This window comes from Okeania sp. KiyG1 (assembly GCF_014132355.1).
Taxonomy (GTDB): domain Bacteria; phylum Cyanobacteriota; class Cyanobacteriia; order Cyanobacteriales; family Microcoleaceae; genus Okeania.
In genome coordinates, this window is record NZ_BLZO01000005.1 from 19888 (window position 1) to 34170 (window position 14283).

At 37.5% G+C, this 14283-nt stretch carries 5 protein-coding genes; 1 reads left to right on the forward strand and 4 read right to left on the reverse strand.

All coding sequences use genetic code 11. The features are described from left to right. Positions 1–124: 124 nt before the first annotated feature. From SAGCYANO_RS00355 to SAGCYANO_RS00365, 3 genes are all read right to left on the reverse strand, one after another. On the reverse strand, positions 125–934 hold the full coding sequence (locus SAGCYANO_RS00355; RefSeq protein WP_202218271.1) for a group II intron maturase-specific domain-containing protein: 810 nt from the start codon (positions 932–934) through the stop codon (positions 125–127). A 208-nt stretch (positions 935–1142) separates the two neighbouring features. After that, positions 1143–1502 (reverse strand): hypothetical protein, encoded by a 360-nt coding sequence (locus SAGCYANO_RS00360; RefSeq protein ID WP_202218272.1) that lies wholly within the window; start codon positions 1500–1502, stop codon positions 1143–1145. Positions 1503–1679: 177 nt separating this feature from the next. Beyond that, positions 1680–10721, reverse strand: coding sequence for a CHAT domain-containing protein (locus tag SAGCYANO_RS00365; protein ID WP_202218273.1), 9042 nt, complete (start codon positions 10719–10721; stop codon positions 1680–1682). Between the two features lie 742 nt (positions 10722–11463). Here SAGCYANO_RS00365 and SAGCYANO_RS00370 point away from each other — a divergent pair. After that, positions 11464–12111 (forward strand): RICIN domain-containing protein, encoded by a 648-nt coding sequence (locus tag SAGCYANO_RS00370; RefSeq protein WP_202218274.1) that lies wholly within the window; start codon positions 11464–11466, stop codon positions 12109–12111. A gap of 784 nt (positions 12112–12895) precedes the next feature. Here SAGCYANO_RS00370 and SAGCYANO_RS00375 read toward each other — a convergent pair. Continuing rightward, complete coding sequence (locus tag SAGCYANO_RS00375; RefSeq protein WP_202218275.1) at positions 12896–14038, reverse strand: mechanosensitive ion channel family protein; 1143 nt, start codon at positions 14036–14038, stop codon at positions 12896–12898. Positions 14039–14283 lie beyond the last annotated feature (245 nt).

Here is a 14283-nt window from a genome sequence, read left to right on the forward strand (position 1 = left end):
TCCACCAACCCTACAATATGGTGTAGATCGGTTAACCTAAGCCGGAGAGTCACCTCTCCGACTCGGCTACAAAACCGGACGTGAAAGTTTCCCTTCATCCGGCTCCTCAACAAGACAGTACTTGTCACATATACCTCGTCACCAACATTCCATCTATCCATTTCCAATCAGTCACGAATTTAGGAAGTGGTTTTGGTTCGGCACTATTACAGCCAGATTTGTTACCTTGACTGCCATCATGGCGAGTCTTTTCGTCATGGCAATGTCGATGGAGAAGTTGAAAGTTTTTATACTCATTCAAACCGCCAATAGACCGTGGAATGATGTGGTCTTTCTCTATGACATCTCTATCTTGAAAAGTTAATCCACAATAGGGACATTTGCCTTTTTGCTTTTTTAATAGCAAGGCATTTAACTTGGGTAATTCTGGATGTTTACCCAAACGAGAACTCCAGTAAATTAGGTTTCCATCAAACGGCGAGGCAGTACCTTTAACCTTTGTATGACGGATAATGGGTGTTTTAGCGTGTTCAATCAATCTTAACCCATCAGTAGTAGAGAATATCCAGTTGTTATCTCCATGTGTGTGCCAATATTTGTCCGTAATCCAATCTCCGTTTTTATTAGGATGACGGCGTTTAGCCCATCGTGCTAGTTTCAGGTACAATAGGTGATCTAACTTAGTAAATACCCTCTTGCTACATTGTGATGAATAGTAATTCGCCCAACCCCGAATAACCGGGTTGAGGTGTTTGATAACAGCACCTTGACTTTGTGCTTTGTGAGCATCAATAATGTCAGCAAGATGTTGATAATGTGCCTGAATTTTAGCCTCACTGGGTTTGACTATCGTCTTGAAGCCTAGCCGTTTTCGATGTCCATTACACCCTGATTTATATTTACCCACTTTGTATTGACGAATGATGGTTTCCATGCATTGGCATCATGGAGTCCAAATGACGAAGTCATGTTTATGTGGATAAAAGATAATTTTTAACTTCCAACAAATCGCTGGTCGTGACGGTGACAGGCAGCTCGACATTGAGCCGACAAATCTCACTCAGCAAATACGGCATAGATTTACAACCCTTAAAATCGACGAAAAACATAAAACCAAGGGAGATGAACCTTGGGCATAAGGGTCATTTGGAGTAAGCGATCGCCCCCTTCAACCCGCTATTCCCGGCTAAGTGAAAACATCGAGGTGAAAGGACAGGTTTCAAATGTTCCGTCAAAACAATAGTCATCGCGTTTAACACCAAAGCATCCAAAGACGACCACCATTCTATTGATTTCTCCTCACCTCGAATCAAGCGCAACTCCCGAAATTGAAAATTCCCCGAAAGAATTTGCGCCTGTAGGATGGGCTTTTTCTCGTGCCACCATCGTCTGACCTGCCAGACATCGGCATTCGGATGATAATGTAGGCGTTTTTTACACAACCATTCATAAGCAGTATCGATCGCCTCGTCGGAGGCTATTTTTTCTATAAGAGTGGACATTGATGTAAAAGTCGTAAGCTCTGTCGCCCTTTATTTGTCAAGTGTATTCCCGATCATAGGCCGAGTGACAAAAGAAGGCTAAAGACACTACTTTTGCCTACAGGCCAAACGCAAACTAATTTTACACCGACGAGGGAGATGACTAAATATTCATTACAACCTTCATATTCCGCTCCACTACCAAGGACTACCGACCATTGTAAACCCTGCCCAGTAATAGGGATGGGAAAAATTTTTCTGATTCATCTGAGCTAACTCTGGAGGTAAAGGCATTTCTCCACGGCTTCCTGAAACTTTTAACATACCATTTTCGATAACAACTTTACCCTTTAACATTGCTATTTGTGCTGCTCGTAATGCTTCAGCTTTAATACTAACATTACCTAAGTGAGAGTAAAATTCTGTCATTAATCCTAATGTTCCTTCATCATTAACTAACCATAAACTTGCTAATACCGATCTAACTCCGGTTGCTATTGCTAACCCGGCAAAACCTAGTTCAGAATTTTTATCTCCTACTGCTGTACGACAGGCGGATAATACTAATAGTTCAACTTCGGGATTATTCCATTCTAAATCGCGGATTTGATGTAGGTGTAATTTATCGTTCCATAGTTGAATATAAGATTTACTGGCATTCCCCGCTCTAAATTCTGCATGAGTAGCTAGGTGAATAATTGGATAGGGATAATTTTGGCGTTGATTAATTAGGTTTTTTCGAGTAAATTCTTCGTTGAGAAAAATATTACCTTGTTGTGAATTTTTGGTAATGGCTTTTAATTCTACTGGTACTGCTGGTAAGGGTGGTTTGTTAGAAAATTTACTGGCTCCCATTGCTAAAAGTTTTGTATTTTTGAGGGAGTTGTAGTTACTATTCATTAAGCTGACGCTGGGTATTAAACTGACGTTATATTTTTCGATTAAAAATTGTTTTCCATCATGTAATGCTGCTAAGGGTAAGAGGCGAAAACCTGCATCCATACTAAATAGTAATGTATCAATATTTGCTGCTTTTAATTCTGCTGAAATTGGAGATATTAACCAGTTGTATAGTTTTTTTGCTGTTGGTAAATAGTTATGATTGTTGCGTTGTTTCGGGTCGATAATATCTAGATAAAATTTTATTGCTATTTCCCATAGTTGTTTTCTATTGACTTCAGAAATAGTTTTGAGAATAGATTGACCGTCGGGGGTGAATAATATTAGTTGTAGTTGGTCTTGATGAACGTTGACGTAGATAACTGCTGATTTTTTTCCGGTCTGATGGTGCATATCTACTAGGATTTCTCTGACGTTTTTTGTGGATAGTAATTTTTGGTCGAGATTTTCTCCTAGATAATTTGAATATTCTTCGATTCGGTTTTTTTCTAGGGCTAATATTATTTGGGATGGTGAGGTTTCTATTGTTAATGGATTGGTTGGGGTTAGATTTAATTGTGGTAATTGTTGATTGGTTTGGCTTGAGTTTGGTAGAGGGTTATTGGGGTTATTGGTATTGTTAGAGTTAATCGTATTTTTGGGATTTGTGTTGATGAGAGTTTCACTGTTATTTTGTGGGGATTGAATGGTATTTTGAGTTGTGGTGGTTCTCGAAAAGTTAGTGGTATTTCTGGTTTGTCTGGCAGATATATTTGCTGGATTTTCTCTAGGATTATTATTGATAGATGAAGTGGGAGTTATGGGATTGGGATGATTATTTATTGTTGATGGATTGGTATTAGTTGAAGTTGAGGTTTGATTATTATTGATTATGGGAGAGGGAGAGTGGTTGGTAATTGGTGATGGGTTGGATTTTGGTGTTTTTGATGGTGGAGTTAGGTTATTGGTTGGTGTTGGGGGTGAATTTTCAGATATTTGTGTAGTTGGATTAATAATTGTTGGTGTTGGGGGTGAATTTTCAGATATTTGTGTAGTTGGATTAATAATTGTTGGTGTTGGGGGTGAATTTTCAGATATTTGTGTAGTTGGATTAATAATTGTTGGTGTTGGAGTATTGTTAGTAGTTGAAGGTGTGGATATGGGAGCTATAGAAATGGGATTATTTTCAGTTGGTTGGCTAAGACTATTGTTTGATTGATTAAGATTATTGTTTGGCTGGCTAAGATTATTGTTTGGTTGATTAAGATTAATTTTTCCTGTCTCTGTAAAGATTTCACCTGTGTTAATTTGACCAACTTCAGTGGTCAGATTAATATTGCCACTTTCTTGAGGAGCAGTGGAAGTAATATTGCCTGTATTTATATTATTTCTAGCACTAATATCAATGTCCCCAGCAGTACCTGTTTCTGCTTGAGTCGTAATATTTTCGGTATTAACAGAACCTGCCTGACTATTAACAGAAATATTCCCACTATTCTCTCCAGCAATAGAACTAATATGACCTGTATTTATATCGTCTCTTGCGACAATATTTATATACCCAGAATCTCCAGTTTCGGCAATTGTTTCAATATTATTAGTATTAACAGAACCCTCCTGACTATTAACAGAAATATCTCCACTATTCTCCCCACCGATAGAACTAATATTTTCAGTATTAATACCATATATTGCAGCAATATCTATATCGCCAGAATTTCCAGTTTCAGCTTCAGTTTCAATATTATTAGTATTAACAGAACCCTCCTGACTATTAACAGAAATATCTCCACTATTATTATTGCCATAGGTACTAATATTTTCTGTATTAATATCCTCTTCCGCACTAACATCAATATTACCTGAGTCTCCAGAGTTGCCACTAGATTCAATATTGCCCGTATTTACCTCGCCATTATCGCTACTAACCTCTATATCTCCACTATTTTCTCCACCACTAGAATTAATGTCCTCAGTATTAATATCTTCTCCCGCTTCGACAGTAATATCGTCTGAGTTACCAGAGTTGGAGAGAGACTCAATATTTTGAGTAGTAATAGAACCATCAGCAGCAATAACCTCCACTTCTCCCGATGAGCGATCGCCTATTGACTGAATATCTGCCGTATTAATATCACCTTGAAAATTATAGGTATTGAGGCGAATATTGCCACTGGTGCCATTTTCGGCAATAGTTTGAATTTTACGAGTGGTAATAGTGCTGTTATTACTTTGGATATTAACATCCCCACTTTCTTGAGGCCCAAATGAGGCAATGTTTTTGATGGTGACACTGCCATCAGCATTGAGATTAATATCTCCTCCGGTACCGTTAACAGAATAGGAGGCAATATGGTTAAGTTCTATATTACCTTGGTTACTTTGGATAGTAATATTCCCGCTGGTCTCATTGCGACTGGTAGAAAAAATATCGCCAATGTCAATGTCACCTATTTCACTACTGACACTAATATTACCGCTAATTTCACCTCCTATTCCACTAATACCACCCACAGTAATATTTTCTTTAGCAGAAAGAGTAATATTACCACCCGTGCCATTGTTTGCTTTTGTTGCTAAGTTAGCGACAAAACGTTCAAAAAAGGTGGCAACTTCAAGGGAGGTAATGTCTGTGTCGGTGGGAAATTCATTAATAATTCCTGCGGTTGTGTCGATAGATCCGTTGCGGGATGTAATAGTAATATCTCCACCACGGTTATCTTCTCCTGCTTCTTCGCCAGAATAGCTGAGAATATTAGCGGTATTAATATTATTGTTGGCAGTAATATTCACATTTCCGGCGTCACCTGCTTCGGAGCTAGACCGTAATGTTCCACCAGTGGTATTTATGGTGCCTCCTGCATCTAGGGTAATGTCTCCTCCTCTACCAATACCGAAGGAGTTAGCATCAATACTGGCAGTGGAAATATTTCCTTCTGCGTTGAGGGTGACATTTCCTGCTTGGTTGTTAGACCAAGATAATATTTTGCTGTTGGCAGTATTGATGTCTCCGGTGGAGTTGAGGGTGATATTTCCTGATGTTTCTGAGTCGGTAACTGTGGATATTGGTTCTGTAGCTTCAATATTTCCTGCTGCGGTAATTTCAATTTCCCCTCCACCGGAGGTTAAAACGCCTCTAATTAAATCTGTGGTATTCCCAATACTCAGTCCCTGGGTGGGAGAGTTGAGAAATATTCCAGCACTACCTGCTCTAGCTTCTAAATTATCTACTTCTAAATTAATTGGTTGTGATGATAAACCTATTCCACCACTGTTGCGAGTCTGAAAAATAATGTTGTTTGCTCTGACTAGGGAATTTTCTGAAGCAGCGAAAATATTACCTCCTTCGGCGTTAACTATTACTGTTCCAGTTGTGCGGAGGTTGCTGAGGGTAATATCTCCAATTTCTCTGAGAGTACCTAATTGAATTGTAATATTTCCACTACCTGCATCTAGGATGGTATCTTCTGCCATGGTTATATTACCTGTACCTGCTTGGCGATAATTAATATCTGCATTATTGTCATTAGCGCTGAGAGTAATATTGCCATTTCCTCCAGAAGTGTCTATGTCAGCATTGATATTTATATTGCGACCTGCTTTTAGCTCCAAATTGGAAATTTCATCAGAATTAATAGGTTCGTTAATAGTAATATCATTGTGTGCTTGTAAACTAACTTCGCCCTTTTGGTCGTTAATTTGGTCTGCATCACTACTAATACTACTGTCGGAGTCTGAGTTAAAAGCATCCTCTTCCCCTCCATCAGTAATAGTTATATTTTTTGCCGGGTTAATTTCACCAATTTCAATACTGCCGTTGTTAGCATTCATATTGATATTTCCATCCTCGCCATTTTCAGCAGTGGTATTTAACTCTCCCGCATTAGTATTAATATCGCTAGAATTACTGGTGAGGTCAATATTACCACCTCTTTCTATTCCCGATGTATTGATATTTCCAGTGTAAATTCTCTGTTCAGCATTAAAAGTAATATTTCCACCCCTACCTTCCGAAGATGAGTTGAGTAAACCCAAACTGGTATCTATATTACCGGAAGCACTCGTAATATTAATATCGCCCCCTTGTTGAACTCCCGCAGTATCGATGTTGCCAGTAATAACTGAATTATTTGCAGTTAGGGAAATATTGCCTGAGTTGGTGCCAGCAGAACCTGAACTTAATCTCCCACCAGTAGTATCAATAGTACCAACCGCATCTAAAGTTATCTCTCCCCCATTACCCAGAGAAGAACCAGAATTTGAGTTTATACTACTTGTGAAAATATTACCTCCACTTGTAAGAGTAATGTCCCCTGCATCTCTTTCTCTAGAACCAGAGTCAAGGCGATCGATGCTAGTGTCAATATTTCCTCCTGCTTGAATATCAATATTTCCTCCATTGCCACTTTCGTTAGATGAGGCAAGTATTTTTTCGGTAAAAATATTACCCTCAGCTGTCAAAGTGATATTCCCCCCATCTCCTTTATCGGAACCAGCTTGTATTTGACTTGCCCTAGCATCAATATTGCCTCCTGCGGTCAAAGTGACATTTCCACCTTTATTTTCATTGCCATCATCAGGGAAGTTTGGAGTTACTAATGACGAGGCAGAAATAAAGTTTGTCGTAATATCTCCATTAGCTGTCATTTCAATATTTCCCCCATCCCCAGCACTATCAGAACGAATCACATCTGCAGTAGTATCAATGTTACCACCAGCATTGAAAGTAATATTTCCTCCTTTGTTACTGCTATAAGTAAAGGAAAGAATGTCACCCGTAGAAATATTTCCATCTGCTGTAAAAATTATATTTCCAGAGTTACCTTTTATAGAAACAGAGTTAACAGTTTCACCTGTGGTATCAATATTACCACCAGCTTCCAGAATAATATTACCTCCGTCGCCAATACCTCCTGTAATTACGGCAGGGTTTAAATTTTCACTAACTATTGAGTCTGAGGAAACAGAAAATAGACCGCTGGTTGTAATGTCGCCTTTTGCTCTAATTTCAATATCTCCGCCGTTACCATAACTTGATGCCGAAATAACTTTACCTTCTGTAGTAACTATTGAACCAGAGCGACTCTCTATTTTTATCTGACCACCTGCTCCATTTCCACTAGCAGAAGTATCCACATTTGCTGTCTGAATATCTCCTTCTCCTATAAGGGTAATATTACCTCCACTTCCTAACTCCGAAGAGGCATTAATTTTACTTTCCGTTGTATCAATTCCACCACTATTACTTTCAATAATTATATTCCCTGCATCTACCTCGCTTGTCGCTGTGGAAATTTTTTCTGTCACTGTAATTTTACCTTCCGCCGAAAGTTGAATATCTCCTCCTTCAGTAGTTGAAATTCCTATTACATTTTCCCTCACGCCACCAATATTTATTTCTCCCAAAACTTCAAAAAATGCTCCATTACTACCAGCAACTGCCTCTAATTTTTCTGCGTTTAAACGTAAGGGTGCTTCAGATAAACCAATTCCACCATTCCCAGAAGTTAGGAATAAAATACTACCTGCATTTATCAAAGAATTTTCCGAAATACTTTCAATATTTCCCCCATTTCCATTAACCAAAACTCGACCTGTTGTAGTTAAATTTGCCAATTTTATATCTCCTACATCCCCCAAATTTCCTAACTCAATTCTAATAGTGCCACTTCCGGCCTCTAAATTTGTTTCTTCTCCTTGAATAATACTTCTTACATTTTCTATTACTGGTATAAAATTTCCTATTTCATCTGTAGTTGGTTCACTATCTGCTCCTAAATTTGTTTCGTCTCCTGGAATTATATTTGCTATTTCTATCTCTCCATTACCTTGAATAAAAATATTTCCATTCCCATCCGCCGTCTTAATATCTGCATTAATATTTACACTTTCACTAGCAGTCAACCTCACATTATTCGCTGCTTCTATTTTTTCTTCAATATTTAGATTTCCATCCACATTTAACCGAATTTTTCCAGCTCTCCCACCTGTAGAAATTCCTGTTAATTCTCCATTTACTCCACCAATTGTTAGAGATGAAATAGCATCTATTAATGCTCCGCCCTTGCCTGTAATTGCTTCTAAATTATTTACATCTAATCGCAATGGATTTTCTGATAATCCGATTCCTCCTTGTCTACGGGTTCTTAAAAGTATTGTGTTTGCTCTGATTAAACTATTGGGTGAAACTTGGGTAATATTACCACTATTAGCATTAAGTATTACTCGTCCTTCTGTGGTTAAATTAGCTAGATTTATATCTCCTATTTCTCCTAAACCACCTAATCTAATAGCGATTCTTCCATTTCCAGCATTTAATGTTGTTCCTTCTCTTTGATTAATTGATGCTGCTCCATCACTACGATTTTCTATATTGGCATTATTATCATTACCAAATAAAGTAATATTTCCATTACCTGTAGATGTGTCAATATCGGCATTTATATTAATACTTCTACCAGCCTTTATTTCTACTGATGAGTCAGTTTCAATTTTTTCATTTACTGTTATATCGTTGTCAGCTTGGAGAATTATTTCTCCTGATAAGTCTTCTAGATTTTCAGCAGAAATTGTGACGTTATAATTTTCATCTTGAGCAAAGGGGTCTGTTGGTGTTTCTGTTTCAGTTATTTCAGAATTGTCAATATTTTCAGTAGATTCAATTTCAGAATTATCCCCTGTTATTTCAGAATTAGAATCATAATTTTCAGTTATTTCAGAATTGTCAGAATTTTCATTAGATTCAACTTCAGAATTATCCCCTGTTGTTTCTGAATCAGAATCATAATTTTCAGTTATTTCAGAATTGTTAGAATTTTCAGTAGATTCAACTTCAGAATTATCCTCTGTTATTTCAGAATCAGAATCAGAATTTTCATTTATTTCTGAATTGTTAGAATTTTCAGTAGATTCAACTTCAGAATTATCCTCTGTTATTTCAGAATCAGAATCAGAATTTTCATTTATTTCTGAATTGTCAGAATTATCCTCTGTTATTTCAGTGTCTTCTGACTCTCCAACCTCAATATTTTCCGGGTCTAATAAAATCGTTCCAGAATTTCCAGATGCAGCACTAACATTAACACTTCCATCAAAAATCAACCGTTGTTTTCCCGAAACTTCAACAAACCCCCCATCCCCAGAAAACTCTCCACCTTTAGCACTAATATTCCCCCCAAAATTAGTAATGCCATCCGACCAAACTATTACCCTTCCTCCATCACCATAACTAATAGCATCAGCCGAAATAAACGAACTTCCATCAACAAAAGTTTGCCGAGAATTACTCACTATTCCATTGCCTTGAAAATCACCTCCTATTAATATTGTTCCCCCTCCATTAAAACCATTAGCATTAATATTCGCATCTATCACTGCCACGCGATCGCCCAAAATATTAATCTGTCCACCAATATTATCTCCCCCCTGACCCCCCTTTGAAAGGGGGGGAGTTGTTGATACATCTATATTTCCTGAAGCGACAGCATCTCCCGATACATCAGCAACTATTGTATTTGTATCTATCAAAACCACATCACCATCAGCATTAACAGTCATCGATGTGGCGTGACTTGTTTCTCCCCCTGTTAATAACTCTGGTAAAGATAGGGGAGTAAAATTAGAAATATCTGCCTCATTTTCCACTGATGAAGATATTTCCAAACTTAATAAATGTCCTGGTTGAGATATTCTCAGAGTACTACCACCTTCCACTGCAGCGATCGTAATATTACCCCCTGCTGTAGAGAGTTCCCCAGTATTAACGACGACGCCACCAAGTAAAGTCAGATTTTCACCAGGAGTTAAACTTAAGTTTCCTTCATTAACTATAACGCCTGGGTTTGATACGTTAAAACGATAACCACTAGGGTTTCCGACTAAATTTGCATAATCATTTGTTCCCATGGCCTGAAACCAGAAATTATTACCGTTAAACCCAATACCAGTCGCCGTCGTAACGCTGAAAGAGGCGGGTACATTAAGACTAGCATTCTGGCCGAAAATAATTCCCGCAGGGTTCATGAGAAAGAGGTTAGAGTTACCACCAATGACTTGAATTAAACCATTAATAATAGAGGCATTTCCCCCTGTGACTCTGCCTAAAATATTTCGGGTATCTGGGGCAGTGAGAAAGTTAGCTGTTTGGCCGGAGTTGAGGTTGAATTGGTCAAAACTGTGGAAGAGGTTTGCCCCACTCTTGGTTCCCCCTTGAATATTAAATTGGTTGCCCTGTGGTGTGACAGTTGTTCCTGTACCGTCATTTGCGGGGGTAATGGGTTGTGCTTTGGCGGGGGTTGCAACTACTATTGCTAGTAATGGCATTAGTAGAGATAAAGGATAGTTTAATCTAACAGTTTTCATAGCTTATAGAAACACACTAATTTAATTTAACTGTCCAGTCAAAATACTATTTATTATATTTTAGTTAATTTATTAGGCGTTGCTAATTTGAGGTATGATATATAATCCGGTTATACAGTATATGTTTATGATTCTATCCACACTTCAATCTCCCCATCTCCCCATCTCCCCATCTCCCCATCTCAAATGGGTTCTATAGGGTTTTAGCGGTTGCTTGCCGGACCATTAGTATTTTGCAATTGCGCACAACAAATTGATACTGCAATAAACGTCCCATCAAAGAGAATGATTTGTAAAGAATGGTTAATAAATCGCCCTTTTTTGTGCCAACTTTTCGAGGTTAACGACATTTTACGTAGGATTTCGGCGTTGCACAGTGACGAATGATTTGAAATTTTTGATGAAAAGGATTTTGGATTTGAGAATTACTAGAATTATTAATTAATGGTTTTTTTTAGTCAAAATCGAACACCTATTTTTTGCAGTATCATTCGATAATGTGCAACCCCAGGATTTCAATTCTCCGCGTCTGCTTGTTATTTCCCCCACACCTTTTTTCACTCACCCTTTTTCTCGTTATGACCCGATTTAGAAAAAAAGCGCTCCCAACCCAATAAATTTTGTCAGAAATAGCCCTATGTGATCGTTTTATATATAGAGTTATATATAGAGCACGGAAGACAGAACATCAAATTTTGTCCAAAGTCCAAAAACTATCAACTCAATGTCCATAAGGGTAAAAATGATCAAGCAAAAGATTTCAAAGTATTTTCAAGCACTTCTGATGGTTGTAGTGTTGACAGCCTTGACAGTTCTTCCATTAACAATGGCTCCAGATGTGGCAGTAGCCAGCCCAGACTGGGATAATCTGGTTCAACTGAAAAACGTCGAGACAAATCGTTACTTGTTCTCTGCAGGGAATGTTTTCCCTGGTGAGCCAGGAGATGAAGGAGGTTGGCTCTCCAGTCCTCCTGTTTTGGGGAGCGATGCTAACTACTACAATCGTGGACAGTGGTATTTAGAGAAGCGAGGTGATGCCTACACGCTGAAAAACGTCGAAACTAATCGTTATGCCTTCTCAACAGGGGATATCTTCACTGGTGAGCCAGGAGATGAAGGAGGTTGGCTCAATATTCATCCTATTGTAGGGGCAGATGCTAACTACTATAATCGCGCACAGTGGTACATCGTTAAGCAAGGAGATGCATATCGGTTGGAAAACAAAGAAACTAATCGTCAACTATTCTCAACAGGTAGTATCTTCACTGGTGAGCCAGGAGATGAAGGTGGTTGGTTGGATAGTCCTGTCATGACAGGGTCGGATGCTAACTACTACAATCGGTCATTGTGGGAAATCTCTGGTCCAGGAGCAAGTCTATTAGAGGACTAGCATCGCTAAAGTGAAATGACCTCAGCGTAACCCAGCTTACGCTGAGTTTGCATACTGTAGATGATAATAGAGTTGTTGGGAAATAAGGTAAAATGATTTTAACAGAAATTGGCCAGAAAAATGCTAAATATTGAACGAGCCTTAAAACAAGACAAAAACTTAACAGGTTACTCAGAAGATTACTAACCAAAATTGATCGGGCTGAGTTTTCATTTTTCGCTAACCTCAGTTATTTCCCAACAACTCTAATGGTGAGCGCTTGCCAAAAACCAGCTTTAACATGGCTACGGAGTGCGATCGCACCTTCAAAAACTAACTTCCTTTCCTAAAGTGCCTGCTTTTTAGTCTAAAACGCTCAAAAAGCTAGTATTTTGGGACGATTATGGGAGAAAAATCATTCTTACAATTCTTACCCCTACCTCTTCGCTCATTCCCATTTCTCCTGTCTCCTGTCTCCTCTCTCCTAGTCCTACTAAAAGACTTTTTCAGCAAACCCTAATTATTTGGTAATATTTTTTCTAATAGTTAATCTGAGTTGAAAACATTGAAAACTATGACTCCTGACTCCTGATTCCTGATATCATGTCCGCTGGTATCGTTTGTGTAAACCCAAGGGTGAATATCTACAAAAAATTTCAGATTTTTTGGACTTTTGAGTCTTCTATTCTAGATAACTAAAGCCTTCTTCCCTCTTCACTTCTTCCCTCTTCCTTCTTCCTTACCTTTACAATAACGATGCTACCGAACTTGATATGACTCCTAGCTGCCAGGAAAATATTACAACTTAAATAGGATTTATATATTCTCTATTTCCTTGTTCAATCCCTAAATTTTGACTAGACTGCCAACTTTTATAAGTTTCTGTATCACTAATAATATTAATATTAAATAAATCTATTCTCTCTTGCTCCAATAAAGCCAAAATTGCCAAATTTAATTTGTCATAAGAGCTATAATACTTATCTAAATTGTTAGTATATCCAATTACTCTAATCACGCGAGCATTTCTGTCCAATCCATCAAATCTCACCAGACAAGAATCATCTAAAATGTCAATTGATTTAGGAATTTGTCGAATTTTCTCATTAATATCGGCTATTTTCTGAGCTGAAATTCCGTCAATTTTAATGAATAAATCAATAGCTGCTTTCCGATTTTCAATTGGCTGTTGGCAGAAATTTTTGATGTTGCCATCAATCATTTTAGAGTTAGGAACTTTCTGAATAGCTCCCTTAAACTTTAAATAAATTGTTGTACTTCTAATACCAATTTTCGTAACCTGCCCCAAAACACCACTTGGTAGTAAAATCAAATCATTTTCACGATACAAGCTGTCACTGTAAATTACAATTGTAGCTAACCAATCACTAATAACATCCTTAAATAATAAACCTAACGTTAAACCAGCGCCACCGACTAAACCAAAGATTGCAGTAACAGAAGTTCCTAGTAATAATTCTCCTGCTTTTAAGCCAAAAATCAGGATAGCAGTTAACCTAAATAATATCGGAAGATAAGGGCTAATAATATCATCTAATTCAGTCTCAGTTTGAGCTGAGAACTTACTAAAAAAGTCTCCTAATATCGGAGAGATACGGTAGACAATTAGTGAAAAATTACCTACTATTGCTAAGTTAATAATTCCTGTAACTATTTGATTTAATTGGGGAGAAATAGAATCTGTTAAGATTAATTGTAGAATCCACAATCCAAGTATATAGATAAACCACCCTATCGGCTGTTTAACAGATGCAATTAATTGATCGTCAAGGGTAGTTTTTGTATTACGAGTTAAAGCCTCAACTTGCTTAATTAATATTATGCTGAATAGTTCTTTTAATCCTAATATTCCTATTAAAGCCAGAGCAATAAAAAATATTTTTATTGCTGGTATATCTAAATTGTAATATTTATGAGACTTTGCCAAATTTTTTCCATGATTAATAAAGTCAGATCCCTTGAATAATTTAGTAGTTTTTAAGTTAATAGATAAGTATTTAGTATTCAGTTATTTTTTAGTTTTAGACAAACGGTTGGCGATCGCTCCTATCTAAATAAAAAAATTTATCTCAAAGTTAAGTAGGATTCAAAAGACACTCAGAGATCGCTCCCCATATAATACAACGGTGGGCGATCGCCATTTCCAGCAAAACTTATTGCTTAATAATTTCC